This is a genomic window from Virgibacillus sp. 7505 (assembly GCF_002272135.1).
Lineage (GTDB): Bacteria > Bacillota > Bacilli > Bacillales > Amphibacillaceae > Terribacillus.
Genome location: NZ_NPBF01000008.1, coordinates 185717 through 202106 on the forward strand (window position 1 = coordinate 185717; position 16390 = coordinate 202106).

General features: G+C 45.5%; 11 protein-coding genes, 1 tRNA gene and 1 other annotated feature. Of the genes, 11 read left to right on the plus strand and 1 reads right to left on the minus strand.

What is annotated here, in order from left to right; all coding sequences use genetic code 11:
• Window positions 1–13: 13 nt before the first annotated feature.
• From gyrB to CHH91_RS03745, 3 genes are all read left to right on the plus strand, one after another.
• Window positions 14–1942, plus strand: coding sequence for a DNA topoisomerase (ATP-hydrolyzing) subunit B (gene gyrB, locus CHH91_RS03735; RefSeq protein WP_095222087.1), 1929 nt, complete (start codon window positions 14–16; stop codon window positions 1940–1942).
• A gap of 43 nt (window positions 1943–1985) precedes the next feature.
• On the plus strand, window positions 1986–4502 hold the full coding sequence (gyrA, locus tag CHH91_RS03740) for a DNA gyrase subunit A (RefSeq protein ID WP_095222089.1): 2517 nt from the start codon (window positions 1986–1988) through the stop codon (window positions 4500–4502).
• 62 nt (window positions 4503–4564) lie between these two features.
• Window positions 4565–5644: an HD-GYP domain-containing protein gene (locus CHH91_RS03745; protein WP_095222091.1), complete on the plus strand. Its 1080-nt coding sequence runs from the start codon at window positions 4565–4567 to the stop codon at window positions 5642–5644.
• 10 nt (window positions 5645–5654) lie between these two features.
• Here CHH91_RS03745 and CHH91_RS03750 read toward each other — a convergent pair whose 3' ends face one another.
• Complete coding sequence (locus CHH91_RS03750; RefSeq protein ID WP_176465657.1) at window positions 5655–6611, minus strand: YaaC family protein; 957 nt, start codon at window positions 6609–6611, stop codon at window positions 5655–5657.
• A 135-nt stretch (window positions 6612–6746) separates the two neighbouring features.
• On the opposite strand from CHH91_RS03750, the gene guaB reads away from it, so the two are divergent.
• From guaB to CHH91_RS03795, 8 genes are all read left to right on the plus strand, one after another.
• Window positions 6747–8222, plus strand: a complete 1476-nt coding sequence (gene guaB, locus CHH91_RS03755; RefSeq protein WP_095222095.1) for an IMP dehydrogenase — start codon at window positions 6747–6749, stop codon at window positions 8220–8222.
• Window positions 8223–8380: 158 nt separating this feature from the next.
• Window positions 8381–9385, plus strand: coding sequence for a TAXI family TRAP transporter solute-binding subunit (locus CHH91_RS03760; RefSeq protein ID WP_095222097.1), 1005 nt, complete (start codon window positions 8381–8383; stop codon window positions 9383–9385).
• 216 nt (window positions 9386–9601) lie between these two features.
• Window positions 9602–9961 (plus strand): DUF1850 domain-containing protein, encoded by a 360-nt coding sequence (locus tag CHH91_RS20445; protein ID WP_176465658.1) that lies wholly within the window; start codon window positions 9602–9604, stop codon window positions 9959–9961.
• Window positions 9958–12054, plus strand: a complete 2097-nt coding sequence (locus tag CHH91_RS03770) for a TRAP transporter permease (protein WP_095222100.1) — start codon at window positions 9958–9960, stop codon at window positions 12052–12054. Before CHH91_RS20445 ends, CHH91_RS03770 begins: the two co-directional genes overlap by 4 nt.
• Window positions 12055–12142: 88 nt before the next feature.
• Window positions 12143–12823 (plus strand): uracil-DNA glycosylase, encoded by a 681-nt coding sequence (locus tag CHH91_RS03775; protein WP_095222102.1) that lies wholly within the window; start codon window positions 12143–12145, stop codon window positions 12821–12823.
• A gap of 108 nt (window positions 12824–12931) precedes the next feature.
• Window positions 12932–14260, plus strand: coding sequence for a serine hydrolase (locus tag CHH91_RS03780; RefSeq protein WP_286160682.1), 1329 nt, complete (start codon window positions 12932–12934; stop codon window positions 14258–14260).
• Between the two features lie 386 nt (window positions 14261–14646).
• Window positions 14647–14848 (plus strand) — a binding site (T-box leader).
• Between the two features lie 49 nt (window positions 14849–14897).
• The gene (gene serS, locus CHH91_RS03790; protein WP_095222106.1) at window positions 14898–16172 is read left to right on the plus strand and encodes a serine--tRNA ligase; all 1275 of its coding nucleotides are present in this window, start codon (window positions 14898–14900) and stop codon (window positions 16170–16172) included.
• A gap of 60 nt (window positions 16173–16232) precedes the next feature.
• Window positions 16233–16328, plus strand: a tRNA-Ser gene (locus tag CHH91_RS03795).
• Window positions 16329–16390: the final 62 nt, after the last annotated feature.

Sequence of the window (16390 nt, forward strand, 5' to 3'; positions counted from 1 at the left end):
GCAGGTGATTTAAATGGCAATGGAAGATAAAATGCCTGAAGAACAGTTGTATGATGCAGATCAGATACAAGTACTAGAAGGATTGGAAGCAGTCCGCAAACGACCGGGAATGTACATCGGCTCTACGAGTGAACGCGGTCTGCACCATCTTGTATGGGAGATTGTCGATAATAGTATCGATGAGGCGCTTGCTGGCTACTGTGACCATATCCAAGTAATCATCGAAGAAGATAACAGTATCACTGTTGAAGATAATGGCCGTGGAATCCCGGTAGGTACACATGAGAAGACTGGCCGCCCAGCGGTTGAAGTTATCATGACAGTACTTCATGCCGGTGGTAAATTCGGCGGCGGGGGCTATAAGGTATCCGGAGGTCTGCACGGGGTAGGTGCGTCAGTTGTAAATGCTTTGTCCACGCAGCTTGATGTCCAGGTACACCGCGATGGCAAAATCCATGAACAAAGCTTCCAGCGTGGAATTCCGACAGGAGACCTTCAAGTTACTGGTGAATCCGATAGAACTGGTACAATTACACATTTCAAACCAGATCCTGAGATTTTCACAGAAACGACTGAATATAACAAAGAGACATTGCTAGTTCGTATCCGGGAGCTTGCGTTCCTGAACAAAGGACTTGCAATCAGCCTGGAAGATAAACGCGAAGAGAATCCAGAGCGCATCACCTTCCATTACGAAGGCGGTATCCGTTCATATGTGGAGCATCTCAACCGTTCCAAAGAAGTACTGCACGAGCCATTCTATGCAGAGAATACAGATTCCGAAATCACTGTAGAGATTGCTTTGCAATACAATGACGGCTATACAAGCAGTATCTACTCATTTGCGAATAATATCCACACGTATGAAGGCGGAACGCATGAAGCTGGTTTCAAATCCGGCCTGACGCGTGTTATTAATGACTATGCACGTAAAAACAACATGTTCAAAGAGGCAGATCCAAACCTTTCTGGTGATGATGTGCGCGAAGGATTGACTGCAATCATTTCCATCAAGCATCCAGATCCGCAGTTCGAAGGGCAGACGAAAACGAAGCTCGGAAACAGTGAAGCACGTCAAGTAACGGATGCAGCGTTCACAGAGCTATTTTCCAAGTTCTTATTTGAGAACCCTGATACAGCGCGAATTGTTGTTGAAAAAGGTTTGATGGCATCCCGTGCCCGTATCGCAGCCAAGCGTGCTCGCGAACTAACACGCCGTAAGGGTGCACTGGAAGTGAGCAGCTTACCAGGTAAACTTGCTGACTGTTCTTCCAAGGATGCTTCAATCAGTGAATTGTACGTCGTAGAGGGAGACTCTGCCGGCGGTTCTGCAAAACAGGGACGCGACCGGCACTTCCAAGCAATCTTGCCTTTGCGTGGTAAGATCATCAACGTTGAAAAAGCGAGATTGGATAAAATTTTGGCCAATAATGAAATCCGTGCCATGATTACAGCGCTTGGTACCGGTATTGGTGAAGACTTTGATATTTCCAAAGCACGCTATCATAAACTGGTCATCATGACTGATGCGGATGTCGATGGTGCCCATATCCGGACACTGCTGTTGACGTTCTTCTATCGTTACATGCGACCATTGATCGAAAATGGCTATGTTTATATCGCACAGCCGCCACTCTACAAAGTACAGCAAGGAAAAGCAGCTTATTACGCTTATAATGACCGGGAACTTGAGAAGGTAATGAGTGAGATTCCGAAAGTTCCAAAACCAGGATTGCAGCGATATAAAGGTCTTGGAGAAATGAATGCAGCACAGCTGTGGGAAACGACAATGGATCCGGAAAACCGTACATTGCTTCAAGTCAGCTTGGCTGATGCAATCGATGCGGATCAAATCTTTGACGTCCTGATGGGCGACAAAGTTGAGCCGAGACGGAATTTCATCCAAGATAACGCACAGAATGTACAGAATTTAGATATCTGACCAATAGAGTATTGTTTCCGGCAATTTGACAGGAGGTTTTCGCATGGCGGATGAATTACGTCCAAGTGTGCAAGAAAGAGATATAAGTCAGGAAATGCGTACCTCATTTCTTGATTATGCAATGAGCGTTATCGTAGCGCGTGCATTGCCTGATGCAAGAGACGGCTTGAAGCCGGTGCATCGCAGAATCCTTTATGCATTGCATGATCTGGGTATGCATGCTGATAAGGCATATAAGAAATCAGCCCGTATCGTCGGGGAAGTAATCGGTAAATATCATCCGCATGGCGACACAGCTGTATACGAAGCGATGGTCCGGATGGCACAGGATTTCAGCTATCGCTATATGCTCGTAGACGGACATGGCAACTTCGGTTCTGTGGACGGTGACTCCGCTGCTGCAATGCGGTATACAGAAGCGCGTATGTCCAAGATATCCATGGAGCTATTGCGTGATATCAACAAGGATACGATCGATTATGGCGATAACTACGACGGCTCTGAAAAACAGCCGCTCGTAATGCCAGCTCGATTCCCTAACTTGCTCGTGAATGGAGCTTCTGGTATTGCGGTTGGTATGGCAACAAATATTCCACCGCATAACCTGAATGAAACAATCAACGCGGTTTTGGCACTCAGTAAAAACCCGGATATCACTATCGAGGAATTGATGGATGATTATATATTCGGTCCGGATTTCCCTACTGCAGCTCAGATTTTGGGCCGCAGCGGTATTCGGAAAGCATATGAAACGGGCCGTGGTTCGATAACAATTCGTGCCAAGACAGAAATTATCGAGCATGATAACGGCAAATCAACGATTCTTGTACATGAATTGCCATATCAGGTGAATAAAGCACGTCTTGTCGAGAAAATTGCTGAACTTGTTCGTGATAAGCGCATTGAAGGAATTACAGACCTTCGGGATGAATCCGACCGAAACGGTATGCGCGTTGTGGTCGAAGTTCGCCGTGATGCGAACCCGAATGTCATTCTGAACAACTTGTACAAGCATACAGCCCTGCAGACATCCTTTGGGATCAATATGCTTGCCCTTGTAGATGACAAACCGCAGATTTTGAACTTGAAGCAGGCTTTGACACATTATCTTGATCACCAGCAAGTTGTCATTCGCCGCAGAACAGAATTCGAATTGCGCAAAGCAGAAGCAAGAGCACATATCCTGGAAGGTTTACGGATTGCCCTGGATAATCTTGATGAGATCATCAGCTTGATCCGTGGATCCCAGACAACAGATATCGCCCGTGATGCATTGATAGAGCGTTTCGAGCTTTCTGACAAGCAAGCACAAGCCATCCTTGATATGCGTCTGCAGCGCCTGACAGGCTTGGAGCGCGACAAGATCGAAGATGAGTACCAGGAGCTGGTTAGCTTAATCGCGGAGCTTAAAGCAATTCTTGCAGATGAAGAGAAGGTGCTTGAGATCATTCGGGAAGAATTGACTGAGATCAAGGAACGTTTCGGTGATGATCGCCGTACAGAAATCGTCATTGGCGGTACTGACTTTATTGAGGATGAAGCACTTATCCCTGTCGAGAACGTCGTTATCACATTGACGCATCAAGGCTACATCAAGCGTCTGCCTTCAAACACTTACCGTAGCCAAGGACGCGGCGGCCGTGGAATCCAAGGTATGGGAACGAATGAAGATGATTTCGTTGAACACCTAATTTCCACAAGCACGCATGATACGATTCTTTTCTTCACGAACAAAGGAAAAGTATATCGCGCGAAAGGTTATGAAGTGCCGGAATTCAGCCGTACAGCAAAAGGAATTCCGATCATCAATATGCTGGAAATCGAAAAAGGCGAATGGATCAATGCTTTGATTCCAGTCAAAGAGTTCGCCGATGACTGGTATTTGATATTCACAACCAAACAAGGTATCTCCAAACGGACGACTCTATCTCAATTCGCCAATATCCGTAAGGGCGGTCTAATCGCATTGAACTTGCGTGAGGATGATGAATTGATTTCTGTTCGAATGACAGATGGCCATAAACATATCATGATCGCGACGAAGAATGGTTATCTGATCCGATTCCCTGAGGAGCAAATCCGACCAATGGGCCGTACTGCTGCTGGGGTTAAAGGAATAACCTTACGCGGAGAAGATGATTCGGTTGTGTCCATGGATATAATCGATGAAGGTGTCGATATCTTGAATGTTACTGAAAAAGGTTTCGGTAAACGGACACCTGAGTCAGAGTATCGCATCACAAACCGTGGCGGTAAAGGGATCCTTACATCCAAGATCACGGATAAAACGGGACAGATGGTATCAGCTAAGCCGGTTACCGGTGAGGAAGATATCATGATCATTACAGTCTCCGGTGTATTGATTCGGATGCCTGTTTCCAGTATTTCGACTACTGGCCGTAATACACAGGGTGTGATCCTGATTCGTATTCAGGAGAATGAAGCAGTTGCAACTGTTGCTCGGATTGATAAAGAGCAAGAGGAAGAAATAGAAGCAGTTTCAGATGATATGCTGGAGGAACCAGTAGTATCAGAGACTGATGATACAGAAGAAGTATGATATTGAGCATTCCCGCTCCCATAGTGGGAATGCTTTTTTTTACATAACCTTTGGATGAAAGGATGCAGAATATGATCGTCTCAGCCAATCAGCTCGTTTCCGGCTGTATCGTAACAGCCGATGTTTTAGGTAAAAGCGGTATGCCGCTTGTAAAAAGTAAGACAGTCCTGACAGATACAGAAATCTTTTATTTGCAAAAAATGCTCGTAAAAGAAGTAACAGTTGCAGCTCGCTTAGAGGATGGCAGCAGTTTCGTTCCCGAAAAGGAGACTGTAAGCGTTCAGCCAGCTAATATACAAGTGCATTTCCTGGATGCCTATGCAGCCGCAGTTGAAAGCTATCAAAAGCAGTTCAGCGCATGGCAGCATGGCTCCGCTGTCGATATAGCTGCACTTCGCAAACACATTCTTCCTGTATTGGAGAAGGTCAGTGAATGGGAAGGAAATGTGTTCAATCTGCCTGCATACAGAACGCATAGTTATTTGCCGGAACACGCGGCTGGTACCGCTGCACTTGTGGCTGCTGTTTTACAAAAAGCAGGTTTTCCCGAGGCGGACATCAAGCAAATCGGCTTAGCTGCTTATCTGGCAGATTGCGGTATGGCGAAACTTAAGCAGCCGTATCACATCCAGAAACGACGTTTGCAGGATATTGATTGGGAAGACATCCAAAAGCATCCAACCTTCTCCTATCGGATGGTAGAACAAGCTTCTCTCCTTTCGTCGAAAGCGAAGCTTGCCATTCTCCAGCATCACGAACGGGCGGATGGAGCTGGATACCCATTGCGATTACCGAAGGAAAAGATTCACTCCTTTGCAAGTCTCCTTTCCATCTGTGACACATATCATGCTTTGATAACCGAACGTGCTTACCAGGCTGCTGTATCACCATATAAAGCGCTGGATATTATCCTGGAGGAGCAGTTCAGACGATTTGATCCAGCAATGATCCAGTACTTTACCCAGGCATTTGTCGATGCCCAGCAAAACACGACTGTTAAATTATCATCCGGGGAGTTTGCGGAGGTTGTCTATACCGATCATAACCATCCGACGAGGCCGATGGTACGTGAGCAAGAGACTGGTCAAGTAAAGGCATTGACTGATATGCCGCATATAAGAATCGAACAAATCATCTCATGAAGCACGCTGTTCAGCGTGCTTTTTTTATATCCTGAAAATGCTTCAGCATATAGGATCCAATCAATAAAGGGAATTTTTCTGCAGTAATCTCCAGAAACCGGACAATGAGCGGATATTCATTGTGCCGGTTGACATGAAGCAGATCTGTCCACCACTCTGCTTCATAGCGGCAAATCATGCTTAGGTTGTACAGCAGTGCATAATGCGCCATGCACTCATGAAAGCTGCTCCAACAGCTTTGCCGGACAAAGTAGTATTGGCCCTTTACCGGATTTGAATAAAGCGGTCCAGCAGCTTGCCACAGCGAATCAGGCTGCTGCATTGTCAGCTGTTCCTGCCCTGTGACTTTAAAAGAGAAAGATTTCAGGAACTCCAAGAAACGGCGTTTTGTATATTGAAACTCGTCTAATAAGCAATCCGGCAGAATAAGTGCATCCTTTTCCAGTCTAGCTTCTGTCAGATTGCGCTTTCCCTCCTGCAGCGTAAGAAGATCATACAGTTCCGGAATTAATCCAAACATGTCCCCCATGGAAACCTTTTTGATGCTATGAAATTCTCTCTTGCACACATGACGCGAAAAATACGGGAATAAGCCGCGCTGCTGCAATAGAACTTCATCTAAGCTGAATTGATAGTCGCGCTTCTTTCGCTTTCTAGTCGATAACCCATGGGAAAGATCCGCTGTGGATTCTGGGTAGGCTGGACGCGTCAGCAGTAAACTCGCCTTCATAAAATGGGTCATTCCGTAAAATAATAAGACAGGTTTCATAAGCAGCGGGGCGTTCTTTCCATGGGAATAATAAGATTTACCGTGTTCCAGATAGGCAAGGAAGGCAGAAATGTTCTGATAGCTCCGTGCTTCGGCGTCTGGAATTCCAAGATACTGGTAGCTTTTTTGCAGGAAGGAAAGAGCTGCATCCTCTGCCTCGAGGAAGGAAAGAAAGGTGGATACGTTTTCATCATGCATACAGAATCCTCCAGTGATTTTTACGTGCTGATATAGTTGAAAAACCGCGCATCTTGGCGTATTGTAAGTAACAATAGGTTTTAATAGCAGTATTTTAACCATATATAAACATTTCATGATAAAAGGAGGATGAACATGCGGGAAGATAAGTTTACAAAAGAGGGTTTAACTTTTGATGATGTCTTGCTTGTACCAGCGAAATCAGAGGTTCTGCCACGTGATGTGAAGTTCCAGACAGCATTGACGAAAAATATCACTTTGAACATTCCATTGATCAGTGCGGGAATGGACACAGTAACAGAGGCAAGCATGGCGATTGCAATGGCTAGACAGGGTGGACTTGGTATCATTCACAAAAATATGTCCATTGAAGAGCAAGCAGAGCAGGTGGATCGCGTTAAACGTTCTGAAAGCGGCGTTATCACAGACCCATTCTTCTTATGCCCGGAAAACCAAGTATTCGATGCAGAGCATCTGATGGGTAAATTCCGCATTTCAGGTGTACCTATCGTTAACAACAGAGAAGAGCAGAAACTGATTGGTATACTGACAAATCGCGATCTTCGTTTCGTACAGGATTATTCCATCGCGATCTCCGATGTCATGACAAAAGAAAATTTGGTGACAGCACCTGTTGGAACTACATTGGATGATGCAGAGAAAATCCTTCAGAAGCATAAAATCGAAAAGCTGCCGCTTGTCGATGAAAATGGTGTGCTGAAAGGCTTGATCACGATCAAAGATATCGAGAAAGTGATTGAGTTCCCGAATTCTGCTAAAGATAAACATGGACGTTTGTTAGTAGGAGCTGCTGTTGGGGTTACTGGTGATGCAATGACCCGCATCAGTAAACTGGTGGACGCAGGGGTAGACGTACTTGTTGTTGATACAGCGCATGGTCACTCCAAAGGTGTTTTGGAGCAGGTGAAAGCGATCAAGGACAAGTTCCCTGAAGTAGATTTGATAGCTGGTAACGTTGCGACAGCTGAAGGTACGCGTGCGCTGATTGAAGCTGGTGCTGACGTCGTAAAAGTCGGTATTGGACCAGGCTCCATTTGTACAACACGTGTTGTAGCTGGTGTAGGTGTGCCGCAAATCACTGCTGTGTACGATTGTGCAGCGGAAGCTGAAAAGCATGGTGTCGCTATCATTGCTGACGGCGGAATCAAGTATTCCGGTGATATCGCTAAAGCGATCGCAGCAGGCGGACATGCTGTCATGCTCGGCAGTATGTTTGCAGGTACAACAGAAAGCCCTGGTGAGACTGAAATCTTCCAAGGCCGTCAATATAAAGTGTATCGCGGTATGGGTTCTGTCGGTGCAATGAAATCCGGCTCCAAGGACCGTTACTTCCAAGGTGAAACAGAAGAAGCGAAGAAATTGGTACCAGAAGGCATCGAAGGCCGTGTAGCATACAAAGGATCACTTTCCGATACAGTCCATCAGCTGCTTGGCGGCTTGCGCGCCAGCATGGGCTACTGCGGTGCTCCTGATCTTGATTACTTCCGTGAAAATGCACAGTTCATCCGTATGACTGGTGCAGGATTGCGCGAAAGCCATCCGCACGATATCCAGATCACAAAAGAAGCACCGAACTATTCCGTAAACTAATCATATTTTGAAACGACGCCAAAATCGGCGTCGTTTCTTTTTTATAGTACATAATCTAACAAATAAACAGATTTTTTGCAATATAAATAATATTGTAAAAGTAGGGAGGGTTTGCTAACGTTATGGAGAATTAATAATCTCAAGGGGGAGATGAACGAATGAAAATGAAGAAATCACTTTCAGCAGTAGTACTTATGACGTTGTTAGCACTTATACTCAGCGCTTGCGGTGGGGGAACAGCCGGGGGTTCAGGGGATTCCGGTGAAAAAGAAGGCGGACAGCAATTCATCACGCTGCTCACAGGCGGAACAGAAGGTACATATTATCCGCTTGGCGGAAGTATCGCGGAGATTTTAAATTCCAATGTGGATGATGTAAAAGCGACAGCTACCTCTACTGGTGCCTCAGTGGAGAATATGAATAAATTGAGTGAAGGAAATGATGATATCGTCGCGTTCAGCCAGACTGATATTGCTGCGTATGCATCGGAAGGAACCTTGATGTTTGATGGTCAAGGAATCGATAGCATCCAGGCCATCGGTTCTTTGTATCCGGAAACGATCCAGATTGTCGCTACGGAAGATAGCGGGATACAGACAGTGGAAGATTTAAAAGGCAAAACAGTATCAATTGGTGCCCCAGGATCAGGAACGAATGCAAGTGCAGAAGATATCCTTGGAATCTACGACATGACAGTGGACGATATCGAAGTCCAGAATCTTGATTTCGGTGAATCAACAGCTGGTATGCAGGATGGTACCATTGATGCTGCTTTCATTACAGCTGGTACACCGACAGGGGCGGTAGAAAGTCTTTCAGCAACGACTCCAGTCACGATTGTAGGGCTGGATCAAGATAAAGTGGATCAATTGATCGAAGAGAAGCCTTATTACGCTCCTTACACGATCGAAGCAGGAACATACAGCTTGGAGGAGCCTGTAGAAACAGTTTCTGTAAATGCAATGCTTGTAACCACAGAAGGTATGGATGAGGAACTCGTTTATAACATGACAAAGGCATTGTATGAAAATACAGGAGATATCGGCCATCAAAAGGCAGAATTCATCAAAGCAGAAACAGCTGCTGATGGTGTAAGCATTCCATTCCATCCAGGTGCCCAGCGCTATTTGGAGGAAGCAGGAGTGGAACTGCCTTCTTCCTGATTGAATACGGAAAACGCCGGTAGCTCGTTTACCGGCGTTTTTTTTACAAAAGCAGGTGTAATTGAATTGCGATTTCGCATCATTTTTTTGAGCAGTCTACTGATCATAACACTGGTTCCATTGTACATATTTGTCCCCTTCCGGCATATAATCGCCTGTAAAGATTTGCAAAGTGAGCGTCTCCTGGCTTATTTACCGGTCGAGGATGAAGCGCATGTGAGTATCCGATACACCCATTCCATCCATCGTTCAGATGTGACGGAAGAGTACACAATCAAGCAAACAAGATTATATCCTTTTCAGCTTGTCTACGAAGATACTGCAGTTGGCATGCCAGCAAATGCCAAGCCCGGTGAAGCATTCGAGATGAAAGATGGAAAATATTATATACGGAATATGAAGGGCTATCAGGATGCTCTTAACCTGACAATCGGAGAAGTGGTGGCAAATCACCAGCTGGTCTATCGAAAGCACAGCTATTCTCTCCAAGAAAATATCGGACCAGGTGTCTCCATTAAAATCCAAGCAGAATACACAAATCTATGGGAGCTATGGAAAGGAGAACTGCTTGAATGAACGATAAAGCTACGAACATTGACGTATTATCGGAACAAGAACAACAGCAGCTGATTGAGAAATATGATACTGAATCAAATTTCAGAAAGCTCACAGGCATCATGGCTACTGTCGTCTTTTTCTTATTGCTCGCGTTTTCCTTGTACCAGTTATATACCGCTACATATGGAAATGTACCGACTCAGATTCATCGATCCATCCACTTAGGATTCGGGCTTGTTTTGATTTATCTGTTATTCCCGGCAAAGCGTAAAAGCAAGGATAAACGGATTGCCTGGTATGATTATCTGTTAGCTGCACTTGGATTTTATGTAGGTGCTTATTGGCCGGTCATGTATGACAACATCATTGCACAAGGCGGGCAGATGACTACATTGGATTTCGTTACAGGAGGAATAGCGGTCCTGCTCGTTCTGGAAGCGACAAGACGTACTGTCGGGCTGCCTATCGTCATCATCGCCATCCTCTTCATGGCATATGCTTACTGGGGCAGGCAGCTTCCTGATTTCATCGTCCACCCAGGAGTGGATATAGATACACTCGTCAACTCCCTATTCTTCACAACAGAGGGCATGCTCGGTACGCCGATCGGTGTATCGGCAACGTATATTTTCCTCTTTCTTTTATTCGGTGCATTCCTGGTAAAGACTGGCGTAGGACAGTATTTCAATGATCTTGCATTACTTGTAGCCGGAAGGAGAATTGGAGGCCCGGCGAAGGTTGCGATATTCTCCAGTGCTCTGCAAGGTACTGTGAGCGGGAGCTCGGTAGCGAACGTTGTAACATCGGGATCATTTACCATTCCAATGATGAAGAGACTTGGTTATTCCAAGAACTTCGCAGGTGCCGTCGAAGCATCTTCTTCTACAGGAGGTCAAATCATGCCGCCTGTAATGGGGGCCGCAGCCTTCTTGATGGTCGAATTCATCGGTGTGAGCTATTGGACGATTGCCAAAGCGGCAATCATACCGGCTATCCTTTATTTTGCCGGCATTTGGATCATGACGCATTTCGAGGCGAAGCGAACTGGATTGAGAGGCCTCAAAAAAGAAGAACTTCCAAACAAAAAGGAAGTTCTAAGCAAACTATATTTGCTGCTTCCCATAATCGCTATGGTGTTTTATCTGAGCTCGGGTCTCAGCATCATGCGAGCCGCACTGTATGGGATCGTTACATGTGTGCTTGTCGCGTTAATCAGAAAGGAAGTCTACCGTCATCTGTACCCGATCGTATTCGGGGTTGTACTAGTTGCTTATTTGATATTCAGCGGTGTAACCGGTAGCATGTCCATTCAAAATGGGTTGATCATCGCAGCCATTGCAACTATCGCTGTCAGCTATTTCTTCGACCGTAACTTCATGGAGACAATTGAAGCATTAGTGGACGGTGCAAGAACTGCCCTCGGTGTAATTGCAGCAACTGCAGCAGCCGGGATAATCGTTGCAGTCGTTACAAAAACAGGACTTGGTCTGAGCCTTGCAAACAGCTTGGTCGGTCTCGCGAATGAACAGCTATTTTGGACGTTGTTCTTTACGATGATCGCGTCCCTCATTCTTGGTATGGGTGCGCCTACGACAGCCAACTACATCATTACATCGACGATTGCTGCACCAGCAATCATCCTGCTTGGAGTCAGTGATCTGCAAGCGCATATGTTTGTTTTCTATTTCGGTATCATGGCTGATATTACACCGCCGGTTGCTTTGGCAGCATTCGCGGCCGCAGGTATGTCTGGAGGACGGCCGATTGCCACCGGGGTCATATCGACGAAGCTGGCCATTGCCGCTTTCGTCATTCCATATATGTTCGTCTTTGCCCCGGAACTGCTGCTGGTTGGCACAAGCAATTATCTAGAGGTTGCTTGGATATTCCTGACTGCTTTTCTGGGCATGATAGTCATTGGTGCCGGAATGATCGGTTATTGGTTCCGAAGATTGTATTGGCCAGAACGTCTAGTAGCATTGGCTGCCGGCCTAGCCTTGATCTACCCGGGAGTCTGGACCAGTATTGCTGGTTTAGTGGTTTTCGCTGCCCTAATCGCATTCCAGTTCATGTATAAAAGATCTGAAATGAATCAGCCGGTTGCAAGCTGATTGAGAAGCTGCCCTTTCATGAGGGTGGCTTTTTTTCATCATTCATAACGGGTATAGGTCTGATACAATGTCTTGGAGGTGGAATGACATGGTTAAAGAACTAATTGATAATGACTGGCAAGATATTCTGCAGGGTGAATTTGAGAAAGACTATTATAAGGAGCTGCGAAGCTTTTTAAAAAAAGCATATGAGGAACGGACGATTTATCCGGATATGCATCATATTTACGAAGCATTGCAAGTAACTTCATTTGCCGATACAAAGGTTGTCATCTTAGGACAAGATCCCTATCATGGCCCTAATCAGGCACATGGTCTTAGTTTTTCGGTACAGCCCGAGGTAGCTATCCCGAGATCACTGGTCAACATCTACAAGGAGCTGGCAGATGATATTGGCTGCCCGATTCCGACACATGGGAATTTGAAGCGCTGGGCTGAACAAGGCGTGCTGCTTCTGAACACCGCTTTGACAGTAGAAGCTCACCAGGCAGCATCGCACCGCGGTAAAGGGTGGGAGCACTTCACAGACCGAGTCATTGAGTCGTTGAATGAGAAGCCGGATCCTGTTGTCTTCATTCTTTGGGGGAAACATGCCCAAGAAAAGCAGAAGCTGATTGATACGGAGAAGCACTATACACTTACATCGGTTCATCCAAGTCCGCTTTCAGCAAGACGCGGTTTCTTTGGCAGCAAGCCATTTTCCAAAACAAATGAGATATTAGAAAATAATGGGTTGAAGCCAATTGACTGGTGTATTCCAGACCTGTGAACAAAATGTAGAATCGGTATAAAGTACGTTCCCCTCTGCCTATTGTCTATGGTAAAATAGCGGGGATGCACAGTATCGATTCTATATTTTTGTGGAGGTAGGAAGACTTTGAAACATCTTTTGAAAGCATCGATGATCGGTTTGCTCGCGATGCTGATTACGTTTAACACTTTTCTAGCGAAGCCACTAGACACTCAAGCTGCGGAAGGCTTGGATATTAAAGCGGAATCCGCAATTCTAATAGACGCCAACTCTGGTGAAATATTATATGCGAAGCAGGCAGATCTCACTTTACCTCCAGCAAGTATGACGAAGATGATGTCGGAATATCTCATCTTGGATGCTATTGCAGCAGGGGATATTTCTTGGGATACGACAACACAAGTGAGCGATTATGCGTACAGTATTTCCTCTAATACAGACTTTTCTGGCACAGGACTTACGCAGAACAAGGATTATACAGTTCGCGACCTTTATAACGCGATGGCTATCAACTCCGATAATGCCGCAACAATAGTACTTGCAGAGCTTGTCGGCGGCAGTGAGACGGAATTCGTCAAGATGATGAATGAAAAAGCGAAAGACATTGGCATGAAGGACTATAAATTTGTTAACTCATCCGGTCTTTCTAACTCTGACTTAGGTGATAACCGACCACAGGGAACAAATGTGAACGATGAAAACCTGATGACTGCAAAGTCCACTGGTATTCTGGCATATAACTTGATCAAGGATCACCCAGAAGCACTTGAGGTTTCCAGCGTTACACAAACAGATTTTGACGGTAAACAAATCACGAACTGGAACTGGATGCTACCAAACATGCCTGGCTACTTGGAAGCTTACGGCTATGAAGGCATGGATGGTTTGAAAACAGGTCATACAGACGTAGCAGGCTACTGCTTCACAGGTACGGCTGAACGTGATGGTCAGCGATATATAACTGTTATCATGAAGTCTGCCAGTGAGGAAGCACGCTTCCAGGAAACTGCAAAGCTGCTTGATTACGGCTTCAATCAATTCGAGCAGGCTGAACTTTACAAAGCAGGAACAGAAATCAAAGATCATGATTCTGTACCAGTTGCAAAAGGAAAAGAAGATAGTGTAGCCATCTCAACAAAAGATGCAGTTATCACTTCTGTAAAGAATGGCGAAGAAGATAAATATCATTTGGAATATAAAGTCGATAAGGACAAGCTGAATGCAGATGGCGAATTGGTCGCTCCAGTGAAAAAAGGCGACAAAGTCGGAACTGCGACACTTGTCTATGACGGAGATGACCAAGGCAACATCAACGGCGGCTCCTATACTGTTGACGTTGTAGCATCCGAAGACGTAGAAAAATCAAACTGGTTCATGCTCTCCCTAGGCGCAATCGGTGATTTCTTCGCAGGAATCTTCACTAGCGTTGCTGACACAGTTAAAGGCTGGTTTTAATTAAGAAAAGCGGAAAAGAACGCTTAGAAACGGAGGAATAGGTGAGAAAGCCCGTAATGAGGTGCATTTCCTCATGCAGGGATTAATCGCCTATACCGCAGTTTCTGTTCTTTGCAGCTAGACAATTAAGAAAAGCGGAGAAAGCCGTTTAGGAACGTAAGGATAAGTAAGGGAGCACGGAGTGGGAGGTTTTTCCTCACGCAGGGATTCCTTGCTTACAGCGTAGTTTCTGGTTTCTGGGGCTAGGCATAGCTAAAAAGCGGAAAAGACTGAGTCTTTTCCGCTTTTCTCGTATAAAATCCTATTAGGATGTAGAAGCTAGAGCTGGAATTGCATATCATACTTGCATAATTACCTGGAATTAGCTATTCTGTAGGAAGAATAACAACAACGTGATGATAGGAACTAGTAACTTACAGCATGCTTTAAGAGAGTCGATGGCTGGTGAAAATCGATGCAGAGCTGTGAGTGAATCCATCCTGGAATGGTATGGAAACATACCCGGTACAAACCGTTACCTTGTCGAGCCGGAAGACTTATTTGTCTTCAACCAGGGTGGTATCGCGGGTGAAACATCTCGTCCCTTCTTTATAGGGATGAGATGTTTTTTTGTTCAAGAAAAAAGGAGGAAGCACATATGCTGGATTTGAAATTTTTACGTTCAAACTTTGAAGAAGTAAAACAGAAGCTGAAAAATATGGGTGAAGATCTGACTGTCTTAGATAAATTCGGAGATTTGGATGATCGCCGCCGGAAGCTGATCAATGACACAGAGGAACTGAAAGCAAAACGCAATGAGGTATCCAAGCAGATTGCTGTCCTTAAAAAAGAAAAGCAGGATGCCGATGCTCAAATCAAAGAGATGCGCGATGTAGGCGATCAAATCAAATCATTTGATGAGGAGCTCCGGAGCGTAGAGGGTGAGCTGGATATGTTACTGCTGTCCATCCCTAATCTGGCGCATGAGAGTGTGCCTGTAGGCGATTCTGAGGACGATAATGTAGAAGCGCGTAAATGGGGAGAAGTGCAGCAGAAGGACTTTGAAGAAAAAGCGCACTGGGATCTTGCAGCTGATTTAGGAATTCTGGATTTTGAACGTGCTGCGAAGGTAACAGGAAGCCGTTTTGTATTCTACACTGGCTTAGGTGCCCGTCTGGAGCGAGCTTTGATCAATTTCATGATGGACCTTCACGCTGATGAACATGGTTATCAGGAAATGCTGCCTCCTTATATGGTGAACAGAGCAAGCATGACAGGAACTGGTCAGCTGCCGAAGTTTGAAGAGGATGCTTTCAAGGTAGAAGGCTGGGATTACTTCCTTGTTCCGACTGCTGAGGTTCCTGTAACGAACTATTACCGAGAAGAAATTTTGAAAGGGGAACAGCTTCCGCAGAAATTCACTGCATTCAGCGCTTCTTTCCGTTCTGAAGCAGGATCTGCCGGCCGTGACACACGCGGTTTGATTCGTCAGCACCAATTTAATAAAGTTGAGCTTGTTCAATTTGTAAAACCAGAAGACTCTTATGATGTGCTGGAAGAAATCACAGGCCATGCAGAGAAAGTGTTGCAGCTTCTTGGTCTTCCACACCGAGTGGTTACATTATGTACAGGAGATCTTGGTTTCTCTTCTGCGAAAACATATGATATCGAGGTGTGGCTGCCTAGCGGGGGTACGTACCGCGAGATCTCCTCTGTTTCCAACTTCGAGGACTTCCAAGCGCGCCGTGCTGGCATCCGTTTCAAACGAGATGACAAGAGCAAGCCGGAATTCGTCCATACATTGAATGGATCAGGTTTGGCATTAGGCCGAACGGTTGCTGCTATCTTGGAAAATTACCAGCAGGCTGATGGATCCGTGAAGATTCCAGAAGTGTTGGTACCTTATATGGGTGGTAAGACAGAAATCCGCTAAGCGGAAGTCTTGACTGGAATCTTGAAACTATGGTGTGATAGCTTTTGGAGACAAAAGCATGGAGGGGTACCCAAGTCCGGCTGAAGGGATCGGTCTCGAAAACCGACAGGAGCCAGTTTAAGGCTCGCGGGGGTTCGAATCCCCCCTCCTCCGCCATTTTTTCATATTTTGTTGACATATTGGTATCCTATATGATATATTAGTCTTTGTCTTACGGA